A 20249-nucleotide genomic window follows, 5' to 3' on the forward strand; every position below is an offset into this window, starting at 1 on the left:
ATGACATATATTTTTATAATTTTCACAATTTTATAAAAATAATTTTAATTATATTCACTTATTTTTTGCGATATACTTTTTGGCTATATATATAACAAAAAAGCATGTCACCATAAGGAAACATGCCGTGTAACTATTCAACCTAAAAAAAAGGTGCATATTATGCACCTTTTATATGACCCTTTGTTTTCTCCTTATCCCTAAGTTTAACTATTATTTCGTAATGCCTGTGATCCCTCTTCCCCTGTTCGGATCTTAATCGCATTTTTTAATTCATAGATAAATATTTTCCCATCTCCAGGCTGACCTGTATTTAGTACTTTTCTTGCTTTATCAACAACGTCAGATACTGGAACTTCGCACACCACAATTTCTACTTTAATTCGTGCGTGCATATTGTCTTGTTTTTTAACGCCTCTATAAAGCTCCGTAATGCCTTTTTGCAACCCGCACCCCAGCGCATCCGTAACTGTAATACCGCTAACGCCAATTTTCGCCAGTTCTTGCTTAAGCTCTTCAAACTTTGAAGGGCGTGTAATAATTTCAATTTTTGTTAAAACATCACTCACTGTGCCCACCCCTTTTACATATTCGATTCGTGATACGCTCTTTCACCGTGCAGCGTAATATCAAGCCCAAGCGTTTCTTCTTCTTGTGTCGCACGCAGAGATACAATTAATCCAACTACTTTAACAATAATGAAGGTAGCAATGCCGACAAATAGATACGTTGCTACGATAGCCACCAGCTGTTTCCAAAGTAGACTTGGATCTCCGTAGAATAAACCATTCGCACCGGCATCATTTACAGAAGTTGTGGCAAATAAACCTGTTGCAATACCTCCCCATGTTCCCCCAATACCGTGAAGACCAAATGCATCTAACGCATCGTCGTAACCGATTTTCTTTTTAAGTGAGAAGATACCCCAGAAACAAACTGCTCCGCCGATAAAACCAATTACAATAGAGGCAAACGGTGTAACGAATCCACAAGCTGGTGTAATAGCTACAAGTCCAGCAATCGCTCCCGAAACGGCTCCGAGCAGCGTAGGTTTTTTATTGATAATCCACTCTACTACAAGCCAGCCGATAATTCCTGTTGCTGCCGCTGTATTCGTGTTAATGAAAGCTGTCATTGCAACGCTGTTAATAGTTAAAGAACTTCCAACGTTAAAACCAAACCAGCCGAACCAAATCAGCATTCCGCCTAAAAGAGTTAACGGTAAATTGTGAGGTGCTGCGGCATCGGCATTTTTTCGTTTTCCAACAACAAGAGCTAGAATTAATCCTGCTACACCTGACGAAATGTGAACGACGTTTCCTCCGGCAAAGTCAATAGCTCCTAGTTCACGAAGCCATCCGCCAACTCCCCAAACCCAGTGTGCAACTGGTGCATATACAAATAATGACCATAGGATAGCAAATAAGATAAATGCTGAAAACTTCATGCGCTCTGCAAAAGCCCCAGAGATAATAGCTACTGTTAGTACAGCAAATGTTAGCTGAAACATCATAAACATATTATGCGGGATCGTAGCACTGTAGTCCCCGTTTGGAGTGAACCCAACTCCTTTTAATCCTACCCAGTCCAAGTTACCAATAAAAGCATTGCCACCGGTCGAAAAAGCTAACGAATAGCCTGCTACTATCCAAAGAACGGATATAACAGCTAAGGAACCTACGCTATACATCGCGGTACTTAACATGTTTTTACTTCGAACCATCCCCCCGTAAAACAATGCAATAGCTGGTGTCATAATCCAAACCAATAATGCTGAAAAAAACATAAATACTGAATCGCCCATTTGCATGATGATTTCCCCCTTAAGTACGAATAAATAACCCCTAAATTTAATGTTAGATTATATAACATATTTCGTTATGTTTACTATCATATTTGATTTATATGTATTTAGCAACTACTTTTTGCAAATTTATTCAGAAAACTTTTGTTTTTTTATACTCTTTTCTTTTTCTTATGTGTTCTCCTACGTACACATAAGCTGAAATATTATTTATATGTGTTAGAGTTTCTGACATAAAAAATCCTCTTCTTGGAGTAGAAGAGGATTTTTCTTTACAAATACATATATACACCGGGCCCTAGAGGAATACTGAATACAGCAAAAATAATCAACATAATAATCCAAATCCCTAAAAAAGCTAGAGTATAAGGAAGCATAAGTGAAATAATTGTGCCAAGCCCTGCCTTAGGCTCGTATTCTTTCATAAAGGCTAAAATAACAATCATGTATGGATTTAAAGGAGTGATTACATTCGTGGAAGAATCCGCTATTCGGTATGCTGCTTGAATAAATCCAGGGTTGTATCCTAACAGCATGAACAATGGAATAAAAATAGGTGCTTCTAGTGCCCATTGAGCAGAGCCGCTAAAAATAAGAAGGCTTAGAACAACAGTTAAAAATACAAAACCAACCACAACTGGAAGTCCAGTTAGATTTAGTGCCTTTAATGCATCCGCTCCTTCTACTGCAATCCACGTTCCAATATTAGTCCAATTAAAGTAAGCGATAAATTGAGCAGCCGCAAAAATAAGGACAATATAGCTAGCCATATCTTTCATCGAATCAGTCATATAAGCAGGTACATCTCTAGAACTTTTGATTTTCCCTACTGTTATTCCGTAAACAGAGCCAACTACCACAAAAAACAGCAGAGTAATGGGAATGATACCATCTAAAAAAGGAGATGGAACAATTCCACCGTCTTCATTTCGTAAAGGAGAGTTGGGCCAAAATAAGAAAACAGCTAGTACAACGACATAAATACATGTAGCAACGATACTGTTTTTTAATCCTTTTGCTTCTGCCTCACTAATTTCACCAAAATCATTGCGTTTTTTTCCTTTATAATTGCCCAACCTAGGTTCTACAATCTTTTCGGTGACGATCGCCCCTATAATCGTCAAAACAAATACAGAAGCCGCCATGAAGTACCAGTTCGCTGCAGGACTGACAGCAGCGCTTGGGTCAATTGTTTTAGCAGCTTCAGTAGAAATGCCTGATAACAATCCGTCGGTTCCGGATATAATAAGATTCGCTGTAAAGCCTGATCCCACCCCAGCAAATCCTGCTGCTAATCCAGCAAGCGGGTGCCTTCCTACTGTATAAAAAATCATTGCGGCAAGCGGAGGCACGATGACAAAAGCAGCATCTGCCGCTAAGTTGGCCATAATTCCTGTAAAAATGATCGCGTATGTAATAAGAGCTTTTGGAGCATTTAAAATCGTTTTCTTTATGGCCACTTCAAGCAGACCTACTTTTTCTGCAAGTCCGACTCCAAGCATCATAGCAAGTACAAGTCCTAGGGGCTTAAATTCAGTGAAATTGGTCAGCATCGATGTTAAGATATACTGAATGCCTTCATGCGACAACAAACTTTTAATTGGAAGAGTCTTATTAGTACCGGGATGGACCACCGTTACTCCCATACTATTAATAGCAACAGATGCTACTACGATAACAAGCGCTAAACATACAAACAAAATAAAAGGATCAGGTAGTTTGTTTCCGATTGCTTCTACCCTTCCTAATAGTTTGTCTAGAAAGGTTGTTGGATGTGATTTTTGCTCTGCTTGCAAATTAGGTTGTGACATGCTTTCTCTCCTTTTTCTTTTAGATTCTTTTTAGATTTTTTCCTTTTAATTACCAAAAAGACTATTAGTACATAATAATCTGAATATTTATATTATTCAAGTATTATTTTAAAGGAATTTTTATTTATCTATTAAAACTAATAGCATTTAGATAAATAGAAAGGCAGAAGATATCTTTTTAATCGACAATCAAAAATAACAAAAAGCTCTCCGTTTGAAGAGAGCTTTTTGTTATTTCGCTATACTAGACGGAGCAGACTCTTTTCCTGACTCATTAACAGCCGTTACATAGTAACGAGCTTGAGATGCGTCGGAATCAGCAAAGCTTTTTCGCTCAAATTCCGAAACGCTGCCAATATGGACAAAGGTTCCGCCTGGATTCTTTTTATAAATTCGGTAGCCGATAATATTGCCTTCTCGTACCGCGTACCACGTAAGCAAATTACCGCTCATCTTTAAATGTGTAGGAGGTTTTGGTGCAGTTGCTCCACGCTCCAATTCTTTTGCTTGGTCAGCTTTTAGTTCTGTATAGACAACTAACCTCTCTTGATGGGTTCCTTCCGCACGGTCAAACGTTCCTGTGCACGTAATTAGGTTTAAATTACGTTTGTTGCTATACCCAAAAATTTTGTTCAAAGGAGCCTTAGCGCGCGGATAGCTTTTTGTACGTTTAACAACAAAAGTAAGCGTGGTCCCCTGTGCATCTCTTACGGTAATTTCATCATCTTTTTTTAAGTTTTTTAGGTTGTAAAAGACGGCAGGGCCAGTTTTACTGTCTACGTGTCCTGCTAATACAGCATTTCCTTTTACGCCAGGTTTAGCTCCTGGTTCAAACCAAGCAACTCCATTTTCTGTAGATGGCGCTGCCATTTCACCGCTGTCTAATAACCCTACTTGCTCAATTGAAGCCTCCACATGAATAGCTGGAATAGAAACTTTTGCAGGAATGATTCCTTTGAATTCTTTATTCAACTGTTTTGCTTCTGTTTTATGCTTTTTTAATACAGCAAATTCTTCTTCAATCGTTACCCGGCTTTTTAGATCTTGTGATTGTGCTTCTTTTTGCTTAGCTTCAGTTTGTTGCTTTGTTTCTTTTGCTTCTACCATTTGTTCTTTAAAATATAGTCCGCCGCTAACAAGCAGGACTAAACTTAATATACAGTAGGCGAGAACAATCGCTTTTTTCACATCGTCACCTCATTTCACAGCTGTTTATAAAAAAGAAGAGAGAACAACCTCTCTTCTTTTTTCAGGACTCTTGACTTGTAATCGATAAGGAAAAGGAGAAAAAATATTATTTGCTTACTGGTTTCTTGCGTAAAATAACTCCAGTTGTTAATACAGCTAACGAACCTAGTGCAATATAGATCGCTGTTAGTGGGTTCATCGTTGATTCAGATGCCCCGCCCATACCTGTTTTCGGCATATCTGTTGGCATAGCTGTTTCAGCAAACTTATCGGGGTTTTGTTTTACGATTGCTTCACCTAAAGCTTGGCCAACACCAAACATTAATTTATACCCTTCACGATAAGTATCATAACTTCCAGCGTAGTCACCGGATGCATATTGCTCAAATGTTTTAATAACCGTATCTTCGTGTGCTTTTATAGCTGCCTGTGCGTCTGCAGTTGGAAGGTTTCCATCTGTTGCTGTTCCTAAGAATGTACCAAATTCTTGCGCGAATTTATGGAGCTTATCTTTTGCAGCTTTTTCTCCTGATTCATCGCCTTTTACTTGTGCACTTACTAATTCAGCTTGGGCATTGATGTGATTTCCTTGCCAAATTTTTTCGAATTGTGCAGCTCCTTCATCGCCATATACTGAGCCGATTGCAGCTTTAAAATCTGCTGTGTTAGCATTTTCTAACCAGCTAACATAGTCGTAATCTTTTGAACCGTTAAACCCTTTTTCCATTCCCATTGTTGCTAAAGCAAAATGTTCTGCTGCTAAGCTGTTTAATGAAGACCGTAAATCTGCTGCTGGTGTATCTACTTTTGTATTGTCGAATTTATCGGGCATTTGCATTACGATTGCATTTGATAACGCTTTACTAATTGCAAACATTTGCTGATATCCTTCGCGGTATGTCTTCGCGGCTGCCTCATAGTCACCTTCTACATAATCTTCAAACGTTTCTTTTACTTGATCTTCGTGTACGCGAAGCGCTTCTTTTGCAGCATCTTCAGGTAGTTTACCCTCCGTAGCAGTGCTTAGAAACTTAGCAAATTCATTCACGAATTGATCTACTTCTTTATCTACTTCAGCCATGGCTTCTTTGTCGTTTTCTTTTGTTGCTTTTACAAAATCATCTGTGTAATTATTATGCTCTCTAAAAATTCGTTCAAATTCAGCCGCTCCTTTATCACCATAGATCGACGCAATGGCTGGCTCCATGTCGACGGCATTTTGATCCAACGCCTTGAACGCAGCTTCAGCATCTTTAGAGCCGTCATAAGCTGTTGTCATAGCGGCAACGGCAAGCGTAAAGTGTTCAGATAATAGGTAGTCTAAGTTCGCTCGTAGATCTGAAGCTTTTGTTACTGCCGTTGGTTTTGCTTCCTCTGCATTTGCAATAGTCGGCATCAATAGTGAAGCTCCTAGTACAGGGATCATTAATTTTTTACTTAATTTCATCATTTTCCACTCTCCTCATTTTTAGTTGATGTACGCCACTTTTTTCATTCTTAATACATCTTAAATCATCAAATAGATTGAAGATTTTGAATATTCTACACATTAAACCTTCATGTTCCCTCACATTTAATGATCCTTTTTAGGGAGTATTCTCTTTCTATCTACTAAACGATTGCTGAGTGACGTTGGATCACTCTTTTAAAAAAATTTTTAAAATGTCATTTTCGTGAAGAATTCCTTTTCTACTTACCTAACGAGCACCTTATTCTGTTGGATCACTTTTTTTAAAATTATTTTAAATTCAACAGAAAAAGAGATTGAGACATAACAAGATAAATTCAATTTAAAGACGAACAAATGGGATAAATGAGTTAGTATGAATCACTTCTAACACCGCTGTTGATTTCCGTGCAAGACTTCGCTTTCCGCGGGCAGCCGCTGAGCCTTCTCGTCGCTTGCGCTCCTGCGGGGTCTCATCTCTTCCGCTTTTCCCGCAGGAGTCTTCGCTTTTCCCTCCAATCAACAGCTAGAAGCCATTATATACATGAAACCTACGTTTACTATGCCAATGAAAAAATCCGAACGAGTTGGATTCTCCATCAAGAATCTCAATTCATCGTTCGGATCTTCCTTCAACTAAACTACTTTTGTCTCAGCCTCTTTTTATCTTTACTTATTTAAAAAATTCCACATCACGTCGTTGACTTCTTGTGGCTTTTCATGCTGAGGGGCATGAGATGCTTCAGCTAATCGGTGAACAGATATGTTTGGCACATATTCTTCAATACCATCTAAGTTTTCAGGCATAAAAGTAGGATCTTGATTTCCCCAAATAATTTGTACCGGGATGTTTAACACTTCTTCTTCTAACGGAAACAAAGATTTTCTTTGAAGGTCTTCTTCTGTGAAAATCTTTAAATTGCGGTAATAACTTAGCATTGACAGCACAGAGCCATTTTCCCAAGAGTTCATGTATGCTTGAACATCATCGGCTGTTAGATATCCTTTTTTTACACCTGGGTCGATCACAAGCTTACGCAAACCTGAGAAGTTGTCTCGTTCCATATAGTCCTGTGCTTCTTGTTTTTGAAACCATTTCATATACTCACTTGCTTTTTGCTGATTTTTATTTGTTCTAAGCTCACGCATAAAGGTATAAGGGTGCGGACCGTTAAAAGCAATTAATTTTTGTACATATTCCGGGTAGCGATAAGCAAATGTCCATCCGATTCCTGCTCCCTAGTCGTGTACAACTAGCGTGCAGGAGCGATATCCTAAACCTTCAATCACTTGGCGAATATCTTCTACTAATACATCAATTTCGTACGATTCCAGTCCGCTTGGCTTTTCAGATAAGTTATATCCTCTTAAATCCAAAGCAACTGTGTGAAAATCATTAGAAAATTCATCTATCTGGTGTCGCCAAATATGCGAAAAGTCAGGAAACCCATGAAGAAATAGCATAAGCTCTCCTCGCCCCTTGCTTATATAGTGCAGATTAACGCCATTTACGTTTATATATTGTTCACTCATTGTTCACTTCCTCCTTTTATGTAGCTGTAGAGCAGTATAACGCTGTAAAAAAATGAACGTCAATTCATTTGCTTCGTTCACTTCTTTTTATCTCCTTTTATGAATATAGTTAATTATTTAGAGTGGATCTTTTTGAAGGAGTGATTAACAGTGGCTCATAGCTATTCAAAGGGCTGGTTTATTCAGCAGTTAAAAGCGGTCAATATCTCTAAAATTGATGGAAGAAAGCTAGAAAGTTATAAAACCTACATTCTTCGCAATTTGCATGCTGAACTTGTAGAACAAGGTAAAATTAACAGCTAACAGCCCGCTTTTGACAAGCGGGCTGTTTTTAAAGCGCTCGATCAATAAAAGATAATACGCGCTTTACATATTCTTTTTTGTATACATGATAATTTTGAACGTGTTCTGCATTATCAGTTTTCCAGAAGTGAAAAGCATCCGGGTGCGTTTTAGCCATTTTTTCACTTTCAGTGTAAGGAATTTTTGTATCTCCTGTGCTGTGTATAAATAAAATTGGTCGAGGGTAAATATGCTCGACTGCTTTAATAGGACTAGCTTCAGCAGGATTTGCATCTGCAATAACAGGAAGAATAGCAATTGTTAGCGGTGTAAACGGAAAGTTTGGTAAATGAGACCATACAGATAGATTTTCTTTTAAATAAGAGGTTAAATCACTAAAAGGACTATCGGCTACCACTGCTTTTACGTCTTCATCTTGAGAAGCTGCTAATAAAGAAGTGGCTGCTCCCATTGAAATGCCGTAGAGCACAATTGGCTCTTTTGTTGTTTCTTTCATTTTCTGAATAACGCCTAATAAATCGAGCTGTTCTTTTACACCAATCGTCGTTTGATTCCCTTCTGAGTCTCCTGCATCTCTAAAATCAAACATGACCACTCGATATCCCGCTTTTACAAATTCTTTACTCAGCGGCAGAAAGCCAGCTCCTTGTGCTTCACGGTTATTCCCGTATCCATGTGACATAATAATGGTCGCTTTTGGCTGTTCCGTTGGTTCAATCATCCATCCTTTTAAATGGGTTATTCCGTCTTTGCTCAAAAATACTTGATTGCTATAGTGCATGCCGTAATCATCAGGATTTTTCACAGCAGGATTTTTATCCAATTTTGTCAGGCTTATGCCTACATAAAGAGAAATTGCAGTACAAAGTACAAAACAAAGAATAACAAAGGATATCAGGCTGATCCATATTGTTTTTTTCTTTTCACCTGTATTTGTCTGTCTATTTAGAACTGGAGTCAAGCTCGTTCCTCCTTTTTATCTAAGATCATCTTTCCTATTCTTATTGCTGCTTCCCTTTCTCCATTTTAGAGCTAGCCCATCTATTTTATGAATAAAATTCGTTTTATTTTCCACATATTTTTCTGGTTCAAAGCGATGGCGGTGCGCTAGTTCTATTTTCAACGTTTCGTATTCTTTTGCTGCATCAGGGTGAGTACGCAGGTAATCTCGAAACCATATATGCCGATTAATTTCTGGGTGGCCTTTTTCATAAATATGAACATGATGCGTTCTTTCATTTCCGCCTTTTTGGAAGTATCTTCTTCCTTTTATGCCGTTTTCACCTTTCGCTTCGTATCCAAGCTGTTCCATCCTCTGATTATGTGTATCTACTTTCTTTATATCTTTCACTTCAATAAGTAAATCAATAATCGGTTTTGCGCTTAAGCCGGGAACAGCAGTGCTTCCAATATGATGAACCTCTAAAACTTGAGCTGACATTATAGTTGTTAAGGTGGCAGCTTCTTTTGTAAATTCCTTTTCCCACGCGATATTATAGGGTGTCAGCTGAATTTCTCTTACAGACTTCATCTTCAATTCCTCCTCTTGTAACGAAAAAACTGCTTATTATAGAATAGCCTATAATAAGCAGTCTTTCATCATTTAACATGTTATTAAGTTTTATCTAGTAAACGCCTGCTTCGCTAAATTAACAATCGTCATATCATCCATGGGAGGGTTATGAAGGCCCGCACGCACATCTCTATAATAACGCTGCAGCGGATTACTGCGCTGCAAGCTTCGCGCTCCCACTATGCGCATGGCTTTGTCGACAACCGTACAGGCACTATTGGTCACTACGTGTTTGACAGCTGCTAACTCTCCGGCTAATGCTGCTCGGTCGCTGGTCTCATCCCATTTACTTGCCACGCTGTACATAAAGTGACGCGCCTGCATAAGTTCAAGTTCCATCTCTCCTACTAAACGCTGCACATTTGGCAACTCGCTAATCGTTCCCTCAATACTATTAGGCGAATATTCTGTAGCAAATGCGACAGCATAATCTCTTGCTGCGATGGCTGTACCCATGTAGCAAGCTGGTATATGAAGCAGCCAGCCGCTTGGCTCATTCTTTTTAAAACCACCGAGGCGTTCAACAAGAAAGTCCTGTTTAATATCGACGTTTTCTAGCACAAGATCGTGACTTCCTGTCCCGCGCATTGCAATCATATCCCATGTTTCTTCTATTGAAAGTCCGCTTGTTTCACGAGGAATTAAAAATAAGCCGATCTCTTCTTCACCTTCAATGCTTGCTTTTACCAAGAAGTAATTTAAGACCGGAGACATCGTGGTGAATGTTTTTCGGCCGTTGATTCGCCAGCCTTCTTTTGTTTTTACGGCTGTCGTTTCCGGTTTTCCTCCTCGAGTAGGACTTCCTGTCTTCGGTTCAGTAGCAGCGGTGTTAATAAGTGCACCTTTTTCTATTTCTTTAAAAATAAAATCGAGCATTTGCTGATTCCAAGGCTGTTTTTCACGCAAGTCCATTGTAATCCCCATATGCCATCCAATACTAAGAGCCGTAGAAGCATCTCCTTGAGCAATTAATTCTTGAAATAATAAAAAATCATAAAGGCGTAATTCATCTCCGCCATATTTGCTTTCTAGAGAAAGATGTGTATAGCCCGCTTCTTTTAACTCTTGAATATTTTCAAAGGGAAACGTACCTTCTTCATCTATTTTAAAAGCTCGTTTCTTAAATTTTTCGACTAGAGGCAGCAGTTTTTCATACGTATATTTTTGGTTTTTATTTACAAATGAAACACTCATTTGCTTCATCTCCTTTTTATATGACAGAGTGTCCCTATCGGATTAATATATAGTTTTTATCATAGCATATCTCACTCTTACTGTGCATGTTTGGTGTGTTTATCTTTCTCGTTCGATTTATTATTTTTCTAATTTAACGGTCTGTTTTACTTATACGTTCCATACATTTAATGGAATAAAAAGAAAGGGATGGTGTGAATGAATCAATGTCCAAAATGCGGTGCCCGTGCAAGCGCAGACCAACTATTTTGCAATAACTGTGGCTTTTCTTTCACAGTGTCACCAGCTGCAGCTAAGTACAAAAAGAAATGGTATATTGGCGGGGGTATTGCGCTTATACTTCTTTTAACTTTTGTATTTTATTTCTTTTTCTCTGGCTCAGAAGAAAAAACGGCTGACCGCTTTATTGAGGCATTAGAATCGAAAGATACAGCTGTGTTAAGAGAGTTAGTAGACTCTTCACAGTCTACTATAGTTATTAATGACGCATCTATTCAAGCTCTGTTGGATGCAACTTCCGATGGTTCTATTTTACGAGACGTTGAAAATGATTTGAAAAATAAATTGAGTATCTACTTTACAATAAAAGAACAGAAACATTCACTACTCTTCAAAAAACAGTACGTGGTTGTGCCGTCACCATATTATATCTCCCTCACCACGCCAGAGGATGCAACGGTTACAGTCAATGACACAAAACAATCGATATCCAAAAATCAAACGCAAAAAATAGGGCCTTTTATGATTGGAAGTTACCCGCTTACGGCTTCTTATGAAAGCTCTTACGGAAAACTTTCAGACCAAACCACTGTAAATTTTCACCGGCAAAAAGAAGAAAATATATCTCTTGTATTTAAAGGGGCTTACGTTACAATCTCATCGAATAGAGATGACGCTATTTTATTCGTAAACGGAAAAAGCACGGGACTGCAGGTGAATAGCTCATCACAAATAGGGCCTGTTGCCACGGATGGAAGCGTCACTGTTCATGCAGAAGTGCAAAAAGACGGTACAACGTTCAAAAGCAGTCCCTACACTATTCAAAGTGAAGAAAGTATTACGTTAAATATACAAACGCCGCCCGTTGAAAAGGAAAAAACCGTCATAAAAGAACGAGAAGTGATCGTGCCTGGGCCGCGCTCTTATGCTACTTCAAGCTCTTATATTCTTCCGGGTTCGGATTCTTACAAATTAAGCTATAGTGATATTAGCAGTTTGAGCTCGAGTGAACTAAGGCTAGCTCGAAATGAAATCTATGCGCGGCATGGGTATGTATTTAAATCGAAAGATCTTCAAGCCTATTTTTATGGAAGGTCATGGTATACGCCTGATTCATCATTTAGAGATTCCTACTTATCAAGCGTTGAAAAATATAACGTTGATTTTATTAAATCATATGAGTAAGGTGAACTCCCCTTTTGCACAGGGGATTTTTTTGATTGAAGCGAGTGCTTACTCCTACGTTTTTTTAAATACCATGATTCCTATACACGTTAATAAATTTCTTATAGCCTTCTTCATTCTTTTCACTGTAAAATATAAAATAGATGTACATAAACTTAATACACACAGAAGGAGAGATGGAGAATGAATGGAATTGGACAACTTCCACAAAAGCTTAATGTACATTTGATTTTAGAAAATATTCAAGAAACCATGATCATTGCGGATAAAGACTATCGTGTGCAGTGGATGAATGCAAGAGCAATTGAAACACTCCAGCCAGTACTCCCAATCTACCAGTTATCTCATATCGAAGAGTTAATTGGAAAGCATATGGACTTCTTTCATTCCAATTCTGAAGAAGCGGAAAAATTACTCACCTCTCTTCATACAACCTACAGAACGCGTATAACGATTGGCAGTCAATACGTAGCAGAAGCTGTGATTCACCCCATTGATACAAAAGACGGTGAGCGTTATGGCTACTTGCTTATGCTATTAGACTTTACAGATCAAGCCGAAGCAGAGCTTGAAAAAGAACGGTTAATTGAGGATTTGTCCACTCCTTTATTAAAGATATGGGACGAGGTTTTAGCTGTGCCCATTACCGGTAAGATGAATATAGAACGTGGAAAGAAGCTAACTGAAACGGTATTAGAGGCAGTTGTAAAAGAACAGGCGCGCTATCTGCTTATTGATTTATCTTCCCTTCATTCGTTAGATGAAGAACACGGTTATTATATTAACACGCTCCACGATTCTTTGCGTTTGATTGGTACCACTTGCCTTATTGTTGGTCTTTCTTCAAAAATGGCTCTCTCGCTTGTAGATTCTCAGTTTAATTGGCGGACATTTTCCACTGTCCAACAAAGCATCTCTTACATTTTAGAAAAAAAGAATTATCGTATTGCACCCATTTCATAAGCCTATCATATCATTAAGTAATCCTCTCTCAATCGCTTTTTCCTTCAACTGGAAAAGGCGATTTTAGTTATGAGGAATTGTGAACGTTTAGGCACTTATCATCATAGGATACATTAATCAACCATAGAAAAGGGTGAGAGCGTATGCCAAGTGTTATTAATATTTATAATTTAAAAATCAACAGTATCTCAAGCAACGGTTCTGTCAACATTGGCGAAGCACTCCATAACAGTCACACGGCTCATTCGAAATCCACTGGTACGAACTCTTCTTATGGCGATGTCTCACCTGCTTCCTCGAAAATGCGAAATATTTATATCGATCCTGATACAAATGACCAAACAGATATTGCAAACGTTGATCATGTCAATGGTTATCAGCAGTGATATAGGGCAATGCTTGTCAACAGCATGACGACAAACGGTGAATACATTCTCTCTTAAAGCGATAGTTAGAGCGGAATGAATAAAAACAGTAAGGAGTCTCTTTATGCCTCTTCAAATTAACGTTTTTAATATCGTAACAAATGGTGTCACGCAAAACGCAAATATTGATTTTGGTTCCACCATTCAAAACAGTCACACGGCGAACTCAAAGTTTAACGGCGCGAATTTTTCTTTAGGTAACTTCTCTCCTACTTGCTCTCAAATGAATACGGGCGTGTTAGATCCTGATGTAAGTGATCAAGATCAAATTGCAAACCCTTCAGCTCCAATTGGAAATCAAATTTAGCTTTAACAATTTTGTCATTTTACTTGGCACATTACAAGGAGGTGTGTAAATATGTTTCCATTTGGAAAGTCTCCTTTTAAAGGAATGATGGAAAATATCCCAAAAGGAATGGCATCTAAAGACATGAATAAATATATTCAGCAAATGATTTCTTCTACGATGTCCCATTCTTTTCCGGATTTTATGCAAGGAAATGAATTCTTTAAGCAAGCGCAAGACATGATGAAAGAACAGCAGGATATGGGAACTGAAGGTCATGGACAAAAGCTAAGAAGATTTGATTCAAACGTCATCAATACATTAGATGAATGCATTGTGCAGTTAAAAATCCCTAACCGCGATATTGTATCAAGCATTAAAGTCTATCATACGCCATACGTGTGCACGATTGAAGGAATAGATGGAGAAGAATCCTTCAAAGAAGAAATTCAGCTTCCTTGTTCGGTTCGCAAAAAAGGTACACGCGCCGTATATCGTTCCGGAGTGTTGGAAATCCGGATGCCTAAACATGTTAATATTCCTATGTCTCAAATAGACGTCCACGATTTAGATTAAAGTGGACGTTTTTTTCTGTTTTCATGCATACATATAAAATAGAAAGCTGCAAAAGGCCTTGTTTTATTTTTTTAAAGAAGGTGACAAATATGAATCATGGAAAATTTAAAAAGTGGGCAGAAACGTTACAAGAAGAAAACCATACGAAATTTTGGGAAAAGATTTTTGACGATGATAGTGAAAAAAAGAATGATACGGAAGCAGATGCTTCTCCTCAAATTGTAAATGAGTATCGAGATTATCCTTTAATTGATGTATATGAACGAGCAAATCAACTGTTAGTTGTGATTGAAATACCCGGTGCTAAACGAACAGACGTCGAATTGACCATGCACGAAAATACTTTACACATATCCGGTTCATCTCTTTTAACGATAAAGGATGCAAATGTTCTTCACAAAGAAAGACGTGAAGGAACATTTCAACGATCAATCATTCTTCCACCTGCTGTAGGGGAAGCGCCGTGTCACGCATCATTTAAAGATGGTCTTTTGCACGTGAAATTTGATTTGTAATTTATTGTGCAGAACTATACGTAGCATGAAAGGCAGGGAATTTCATGTTTTCTAAGTGGTTTAAACAATCGCCTAAAATTGAAACAGTCCGTAAAATAAATCCGTCTTCCCTTCCAACCAAAAAAAAAGCAGGTCCCATAGACCAAAGTTCTAATCAAAAGCGAAAAGAATTATCTGAAAAGATGAAGTCAAAAAAACAGTCTAATCTAAAAAAAACTCCTCAGCAGCCAAAGAAGTTACCTAGCCAGACGGAGTCTAAGACATCTGAGGAAGCTGAATTCACCAAACCCGCTCTCTCGTCAGATTCAGCGCTGAACTTGCAGGGGATTCTTGATCAAGTGACGCGTTTAACCGACGCAATCCCTAAAATAGAAGAGCTTCATCAGCAATTACATGAATCAGCTCACCTTATTCAGTCGCTGTCTCAACTGCACGAGCAAACAGCTCATTTGCTCTCCGCTTTGCAGTCAGCTCCTAATTTTGAAGATATTCAAAATCAGATCTCTGCGTTAAAGGAAGTATCGTCCAATACAGCTTTATATGAAATGCTGACAAGTCTTGACAAAAAGATTAGTGAAGTAACTCAGCCAAAGCAGTCCATTGTGGTTGAAAAAATTATGGTCGAAAAAGTATTGCTAGACAAAATTGACCTTAGTAATAATTTTGGCCAGCTAGGCATTAAAGATTTGACCGGCCACTTAAACATTGGTACAACGTATAGCGCCGACTCTGATCAAGTAGATGAAGAAGTCAAAGACTTGTTTTCTGTTAAGCTAAAAGAAAAAAAGATTGATGAACATACAACTGAGACAACGATGAGTTCAGGAGGTGAAACAGAGAAACCTGATCACCTCGAAGAATAAAAAATGACCGCCACTGCTTATTTAAAGCAATTGTCGGTCATTTTTGTTTCAAGAAAGACTTGCAATTCTTTCTGTAGACGTTTCAGTAAGAAATCTGAAATTTCTTCTTGAATTTCTTCTTTATGATGAGATGATGCTACAACAATACGTCCTGTTTTTCCTAAGAAAGCCCGGTATTCAATTACCTTCATCGCAGCATGAAGTAAGTTCGCGTCCGAAAGCGGCGCATTTGTTAGTAACACAATATTTACTTCGCTTTCTTTTTGTCCATGTGTCAGCACAGCCAGCCACGAGTCACCTTTATCATCTTTTAAGCGAACTTCATGACTAGATAAAAACGCAGAGTTCCACGCCGTGTCAGCACTGCTTTGCTGTTGAACAATTTCTTGACACCAGTCTAGACCTGTTTCATTTGAACCAAGTGAAAGAGTTCTCAAAGGACGCACAAAGGATAAACATAGCTTGCCCGGTTCCTTTTGTAACTGATACAACTCATGGAAGTCCGTCTCTGGATATTGATACGGCGGCACAAAAGCAATTTGTCGCTTGTTCACAGCGGGATGGTGAAATACATGCAAATCAACGCCATATACTCTTTTTAACGTAGCTGCATCCTGAAAAATGGCATCCATACCCGTTTCTTCTACTCTTCCATCTTTCAGTAACACGGCATTATCTGCAAACAGCGAGGCGATGTTGAGATCATGCAAAATGGCCAGAACCGTTAAGCTCATTTCCTGCTGTAAAGTTTTTAACAGCTGAAGCAGTTCCATCGTATGTTTTACATCTAAGTGATTAGTTGGTTCATCAAGAAGTAAGTAGTCAGGTTCTTGCGCCAGTGCTTTAGCCAGTAAAACCCGCTGTTTTTCTCCACCGCTTAGCGATTGAAAGGTATGATTTCTATAGTGCCAAACGTTTGTTAATTTCATCACGCTTTCCACCACTTCTTCATCCTGTGCTGATACAGTGCTAAACAATCCTTTTGCCTGATAAGGGTAACGTCCAAGTGAAACAATTTCTTGAACCGTAAATTCTAACCCAATTTGATTTTCTTGCGTCATAACTGCCACTTTTTGCGCAAGTTGTTTTGGTGAATAAGCCTTCACTGACTTTCCTTCTACCTTCACTTCTCCTGATTGAATGCTTAATACATTCATGATTAAGCGAATAAGCGTTGTTTTCCCGCTTCCATTTGGTCCTAGTAAAGCGACAAAAGAACCTTTGTCTACGGTGAACGTAATGTCACGAACGGTCGGTTGCTGTTTATCGTATCCTCCTGTCACATTATATAGTTCAATCATGATATTCCTCTCTTCCGCATACGTTCTTTTACAAGGAGCAGCGTAAAAATCGGCGAACCAATTAAGGCGGTTACAACTCCAATCGGCAGTTCACGCGGTTCTAATATCGTTCGTGCCAATAAATCCGCTAAAACTAAATAACTTCCTCCGATTAAAATAGAAAGCGGCAGTACATGCTTATGATTAGCTCCCGCTACGAGACGTACTACATGGGGAATAACCAAACCAACAAATCCGATTGCTCCGGATACTGATACCGCAGCCCCTGTCAACACGGACGCTCCTATTAAAATTATTCTTTTTTTCTTCTTTACGTCTATTCCCATAAACTGAGCGGATTGATCGCCAAATGCTAAGCCGTTCAGCTCTTTTACATGTAACAGCAGCATAATCGTACCGACCAAAAAAAACGGCCCTAAAATTTGAATGTGAGACCATCCTCTCATTGATACGCTTCCCATTAGCCAATATAAAACCTGCCTTACATCTTCTTCAGGAGAAAGAGCCACAATTAATGAAATAAGCGCGCTCATAAAGGATGATAAAATAATCCCAGCTAAGATGATGGTTTCATTGGCCAAATTGCCGCTTGCGAGCTTCGTAATACCAAAAACTAAAAGAAGGGTAATAAATCCAGATACAATGCCGACTACAGGCAGCGTGAAGATGGACAAACCAAAAATACTCCAATGGAAATAAATTGCCATCACAGAGCCAAGGGTTGCACCGGAGGAAACCCCAATTGTGTAAGGATCAGCAAGAGAATTTCTTAGTAGCCCTTGAAAAGCAGCCCCTGCTATAGAAAGCGAAGCTCCTACTAAAAATGCTACCAGTACTCTTGGGAATCGAATTTGCCAAATGATTAAATCCATATTTTCCGGACCATGATATAGGGATAATCCGGTAAGGTGGCCAATAATAATTTTGATTGTATCTCCTACGGTTAACGAAACCGTACCAATAAATACCCCCATGATAACCGAAGTACATACAATAAATAAACTCCCTATGTATAAAATAGATGTTTTGTTAAAAAAGATATTTTTAAAAATCAATACGTTCAGCTCCTCTAGGAAACGAGGCGTGATGTTTTACATTAACCATTCATTTTCCTGTCCATAACCCATGTTTCCACCATACATAGAGTTGGAAACAATCAGCTTTTATTTGTCACGAGTGTGAGATTGTTGAACTAGACAACGTAACATAGCGTACTAAAAATTCTGGTAAAAAAACAAGTGAAAGCCTCTGTAAGCTATACTTTTTGTGCTTGCTCAGGGCTTTTATAGTTATCTATTAAATGATACAGCTTTTCCATATCTACAGCTTCTCGCACATATGCTGCTGCTTTTGAAAAAGACTCCTCTTTTCGCAGACGGCTGTTGAATGTATCCGTAACGGGAGGCAATTTTTTATGTTTGCGAATTTGATTAAGCAAAGCTCTGCGCAAAGCATCATTATGAAAAACATCATGAACATACGTACCGATAACGTTGTCTTTAACCGTTCCTTCTTTTTCATGATCTACCACTGCAAAAGCTTCCGTCGTACTCTTAGAAACCGTCTTTCCCATATGAATTTCGTAGCCTTCAATCGAAACTCTTTCACTTTCTAGCTGGACATACCCAGAAACTCTTTCTGTTTTTTTGCTGGTTGTCATAACGGTTTCCACTGGAAGCAAACCCAGCCCTTTAATGGATTCAATCCGAGATTCTACTGCATCAGGGTCTGTAATTGTCTCCCCTAGCATTTGATATCCTCCGCAGATGCCAATGACGTGAACGTTCGTTGTGTTCAAAACTTGATTAATGGCTAGAGCCAGGCCGCTTTCTTGTAAAAACTGCGCATCTTCAATCGTATTTTTGCTTCCTGGTAAAACAATTAAATCAGGCGTACCTAATTGCGACGGCTTGGTTACAAGCCTCACATGACAGTCTTCTTCTAAGCTTAAAGGATCGATGTCTGTAAAATTTGAGATGCGTGGATACGAAATAACCGCAATATCAATTTCTTTTAACGGATTCACAAGCGTTGAGTAATTTCTGAGTGATAACGAATCTTCCGCGTCAATTTCCACGTTGTGCATATAAGGAATAACTCCTAGAACTGGAACACCCGTGTATTCTTCAAACCACTTCAACCCTGGTTTTAAAAGTTCTAAATCTCCTCGGAATTTATTAATTAACACCCCGATAACTCTAGACTTGTGTTCATCTGGAAGCAATTGAAGAGTACCCACTAAGCTCGCAAAAACCCCTCCTTTATCAATATCTCCTACTAACACAACAGGCGCTTGGGCTATTTTTGCAACGCGCATATTTACGAGTTCCCGGTCGTTCAAATTCACTTCAGCAGGACTTCCAGCACCTTCAATCACAATTCGATCATAATGCTTGGCAAGTTCTTTATAAGACTCTGTGATAACGTTTAACCCTTCATTAAAAAATTCTTGCCGATACTGAAAAGCAAACATATTACGAAGCGGCTTTCCATGAACGACAATTTGAGATTCATGATCACGAGTTGGTTTAATTAAAATAGGGTTCATATTGGTTGTTGCTTCTACCCCAGCCGCTTCTGCTTGAATTCCTTGCGCTCTGCCAATTTCTTTTCCATCCATTGTAATGTATGAATTAAGCGCCATGTTTTGCGATTTAAACGGTGCAGTTTGATAGCCGTCTTCTTTAAAAATACGGCAAAATGCTGTAGCAATCATACTTTTTCCAGCGTCTGAGTGCGTTCCTTGAATCATAAGAGGTTTTCCTTTTTTCACTTTATCCACTCCCTATCACATAAAAAAACCTTAACTGTAAAAGTCAAGGTTTGGTCATGCGCTCATTAACACATTGTCTTGACTTATTTCTCCCACCGAAAAATAAGGGGTTTTTAAAAGCAGGTCTCCTGGCTTATGCTTCATTTTACTTCTGCACCCTTCCTAGTTTAGTTTGACTAGTGGGTCTTTGCAGGTTCATCGACATTTACAGTAGCGGGGGCTGCACCGGATTTGCACCGATTTCCCTATTATCCTCCTTAGAGGCACTTTTAAAATCATTTATTCTTTAT

At 38.7% G+C, this 20249-nt stretch carries 20 protein-coding genes, 1 pseudogene and 1 riboswitch; of the genes and pseudogenes, 8 read left to right on the forward strand and 13 right to left on the reverse strand.

Going from position 1 to position 20249, the window contains the following annotated elements:
• Positions 1–206: 206 nt before the first annotated feature.
• The 7 genes and pseudogenes from LIS78_RS15265 to LIS78_RS31420 all read right to left on the reverse strand — a co-directional run bounded on the left by LIS78_RS15265 (position 207) and on the right by LIS78_RS31420 (position 7783).
• A complete protein-coding gene (locus tag LIS78_RS15265; protein WP_013057611.1) occupies positions 207–569 on the reverse strand; it encodes a P-II family nitrogen regulator in 363 nt (120 codons plus the stop codon).
• A 14-nt stretch (positions 570–583) separates the two neighbouring features.
• Positions 584–1810 (reverse strand): ammonium transporter, encoded by a 1227-nt coding sequence (locus LIS78_RS15270; RefSeq protein ID WP_013057612.1) that lies wholly within the window; start codon positions 1808–1810, stop codon positions 584–586.
• Positions 1811–2076: 266 nt separating this feature from the next.
• Positions 2077–3615, reverse strand: a complete 1539-nt coding sequence (locus LIS78_RS15275) for an AbgT family transporter (protein ID WP_209150013.1) — start codon at positions 3613–3615, stop codon at positions 2077–2079.
• 231 nt (positions 3616–3846) lie between these two features.
• Positions 3847–4803, reverse strand: coding sequence for a class F sortase (locus tag LIS78_RS15280; protein ID WP_252283941.1), 957 nt, complete (start codon positions 4801–4803; stop codon positions 3847–3849).
• 106 nt (positions 4804–4909) lie between these two features.
• Positions 4910–6253: a copper amine oxidase gene (locus tag LIS78_RS15285; RefSeq protein ID WP_252283942.1), complete on the reverse strand. Its 1344-nt coding sequence runs from the start codon at positions 6251–6253 to the stop codon at positions 4910–4912.
• A 340-nt stretch (positions 6254–6593) separates the two neighbouring features.
• Entirely contained in the window at positions 6594–6773 is a 180-nt protein-coding gene (locus tag LIS78_RS15290) for a hypothetical protein (protein ID WP_195782826.1), read from the reverse strand.
• A 146-nt stretch (positions 6774–6919) separates the two neighbouring features.
• A pseudogene (locus LIS78_RS31420) lies at positions 6920–7783 on the reverse strand (alpha/beta fold hydrolase).
• Between the two features lie 150 nt (positions 7784–7933).
• Here LIS78_RS31420 and LIS78_RS15305 point away from each other — a divergent pair.
• Positions 7934–8086 (forward strand): YflJ family protein, encoded by a 153-nt coding sequence (locus LIS78_RS15305; protein WP_252283945.1) that lies wholly within the window; start codon positions 7934–7936, stop codon positions 8084–8086.
• Between the two features lie 28 nt (positions 8087–8114).
• Here LIS78_RS15305 and LIS78_RS15310 read toward each other — a convergent pair whose 3' ends face one another.
• From LIS78_RS15310 to LIS78_RS15320, 3 genes are all read right to left on the reverse strand, one after another.
• A complete protein-coding gene (locus LIS78_RS15310) occupies positions 8115–9047 on the reverse strand; it encodes an alpha/beta hydrolase (RefSeq protein ID WP_252283946.1) in 933 nt (310 codons plus the stop codon).
• A gap of 15 nt (positions 9048–9062) precedes the next feature.
• On the reverse strand, positions 9063–9617 hold the full coding sequence (locus LIS78_RS15315) for a GrpB family protein (protein ID WP_209150019.1): 555 nt from the start codon (positions 9615–9617) through the stop codon (positions 9063–9065).
• A 90-nt stretch (positions 9618–9707) separates the two neighbouring features.
• On the reverse strand, positions 9708–10853 hold the full coding sequence (locus LIS78_RS15320; RefSeq protein WP_195782821.1) for an acyl-CoA dehydrogenase family protein: 1146 nt from the start codon (positions 10851–10853) through the stop codon (positions 9708–9710).
• A gap of 198 nt (positions 10854–11051) precedes the next feature.
• On the opposite strand from LIS78_RS15320, the gene LIS78_RS15325 reads away from it, so the two are divergent.
• The 7 genes from LIS78_RS15325 (at position 11052) to LIS78_RS15355 (ending at position 15885) form a co-directional block, all read left to right on the forward strand.
• Entirely contained in the window at positions 11052–12257 is a 1206-nt protein-coding gene (locus LIS78_RS15325; protein WP_209150020.1) for a TcaA 3rd/4th domain-containing protein, read from the forward strand.
• 183 nt (positions 12258–12440) lie between these two features.
• Complete coding sequence (locus LIS78_RS15330) at positions 12441–13220, forward strand: STAS domain-containing protein (RefSeq protein WP_252283947.1); 780 nt, start codon at positions 12441–12443, stop codon at positions 13218–13220.
• Between the two features lie 143 nt (positions 13221–13363).
• Entirely contained in the window at positions 13364–13606 is a 243-nt protein-coding gene (locus tag LIS78_RS15335; RefSeq protein ID WP_013057625.1) for a spore germination protein, read from the forward strand.
• A 103-nt stretch (positions 13607–13709) separates the two neighbouring features.
• Entirely contained in the window at positions 13710–13952 is a 243-nt protein-coding gene (locus tag LIS78_RS15340; protein WP_013057626.1) for a spore germination protein, read from the forward strand.
• 51 nt (positions 13953–14003) lie between these two features.
• Positions 14004–14507, forward strand: coding sequence for an Hsp20/alpha crystallin family protein (locus tag LIS78_RS15345; protein ID WP_195782818.1), 504 nt, complete (start codon positions 14004–14006; stop codon positions 14505–14507).
• 89 nt (positions 14508–14596) lie between these two features.
• Entirely contained in the window at positions 14597–15022 is a 426-nt protein-coding gene (locus LIS78_RS15350) for an Hsp20/alpha crystallin family protein (RefSeq protein WP_209150022.1), read from the forward strand.
• A 44-nt stretch (positions 15023–15066) separates the two neighbouring features.
• Positions 15067–15885, forward strand: a complete 819-nt coding sequence (locus tag LIS78_RS15355) for a hypothetical protein (protein ID WP_195782816.1) — start codon at positions 15067–15069, stop codon at positions 15883–15885.
• Between the two features lie 17 nt (positions 15886–15902).
• Here the strand turns inward: LIS78_RS15355 and LIS78_RS15360 are convergent, their stop codons facing one another.
• From LIS78_RS15360 to LIS78_RS15370, 3 genes are all read right to left on the reverse strand, one after another.
• Positions 15903–17186 carry an ABC transporter ATP-binding protein gene (locus LIS78_RS15360; protein WP_195782815.1) on the reverse strand — a complete coding sequence of 428 codons (1284 nt, stop codon included), beginning with the start codon at positions 17184–17186 and terminating at the stop codon, positions 15903–15905.
• Positions 17183–18241, reverse strand: coding sequence for a FecCD family ABC transporter permease (locus tag LIS78_RS15365; RefSeq protein ID WP_195782814.1), 1059 nt, complete (start codon positions 18239–18241; stop codon positions 17183–17185). The genes LIS78_RS15360 and LIS78_RS15365 overlap by 4 nt, the downstream gene beginning before the upstream one ends.
• Before the next feature lie 200 nt (positions 18242–18441).
• Positions 18442–19968, reverse strand: a complete 1527-nt coding sequence (locus LIS78_RS15370; RefSeq protein WP_252283949.1) for a cobyric acid synthase — start codon at positions 19966–19968, stop codon at positions 18442–18444.
• Between the two features lie 92 nt (positions 19969–20060).
• Positions 20061–20245: riboswitch (cobalamin riboswitch) on the reverse strand.
• Positions 20246–20249: the final 4 nt, after the last annotated feature.

The sequence above is a fragment of the Priestia megaterium genome (assembly GCF_023824195.1).
In the GTDB taxonomy this organism is placed as follows: domain Bacteria; phylum Bacillota; class Bacilli; order Bacillales; family Bacillaceae_H; genus Priestia; species Priestia megaterium_D.

Coding starts and splice junctions, on each gene's coding strand:
- LIS78_RS15270 (WP_013057612.1), bottom strand. CDS start 1,810: ATGCAAATGGGCGATTCAGTATTTATGTTTTTTTCAGCATTATTGGTT.
- LIS78_RS15275 (WP_209150013.1), bottom strand. CDS start 3,615: ATGTCACAACCTAATTTGCAAGCAGAGCAAAAATCACATCCAACAACC.
- LIS78_RS15285 (WP_252283942.1), bottom strand. CDS start 6,253: ATGATGAAATTAAGTAAAAAATTAATGATCCCTGTACTAGGAGCTTCA.
- LIS78_RS15315 (WP_209150019.1), bottom strand. CDS start 9,617: ATGAAGTCTGTAAGAGAAATTCAGCTGACACCCTATAATATCGCGTGG.
- LIS78_RS15320 (WP_195782821.1), bottom strand. CDS start 10,853: ATGAGTGTTTCATTTGTAAATAAAAACCAAAAATATACGTATGAAAAA.
- LIS78_RS15325 (WP_209150020.1), top strand. CDS start 11,052: ATGAATCAATGTCCAAAATGCGGTGCCCGTGCAAGCGCAGACCAACTA.
- LIS78_RS15330 (WP_252283947.1), top strand. CDS start 12,441: ATGAATGGAATTGGACAACTTCCACAAAAGCTTAATGTACATTTGATT.
- LIS78_RS15335 (WP_013057625.1), top strand. CDS start 13,364: ATGCCAAGTGTTATTAATATTTATAATTTAAAAATCAACAGTATCTCA.
- LIS78_RS15340 (WP_013057626.1), top strand. CDS start 13,710: ATGCCTCTTCAAATTAACGTTTTTAATATCGTAACAAATGGTGTCACG.
- LIS78_RS15345 (WP_195782818.1), top strand. CDS start 14,004: ATGTTTCCATTTGGAAAGTCTCCTTTTAAAGGAATGATGGAAAATATC.
- LIS78_RS15350 (WP_209150022.1), top strand. CDS start 14,597: ATGAATCATGGAAAATTTAAAAAGTGGGCAGAAACGTTACAAGAAGAA.
- LIS78_RS15355 (WP_195782816.1), top strand. CDS start 15,067: ATGTTTTCTAAGTGGTTTAAACAATCGCCTAAAATTGAAACAGTCCGT.
- LIS78_RS15360 (WP_195782815.1), bottom strand. CDS start 17,186: ATGATTGAACTATATAATGTGACAGGAGGATACGATAAACAGCAACCG.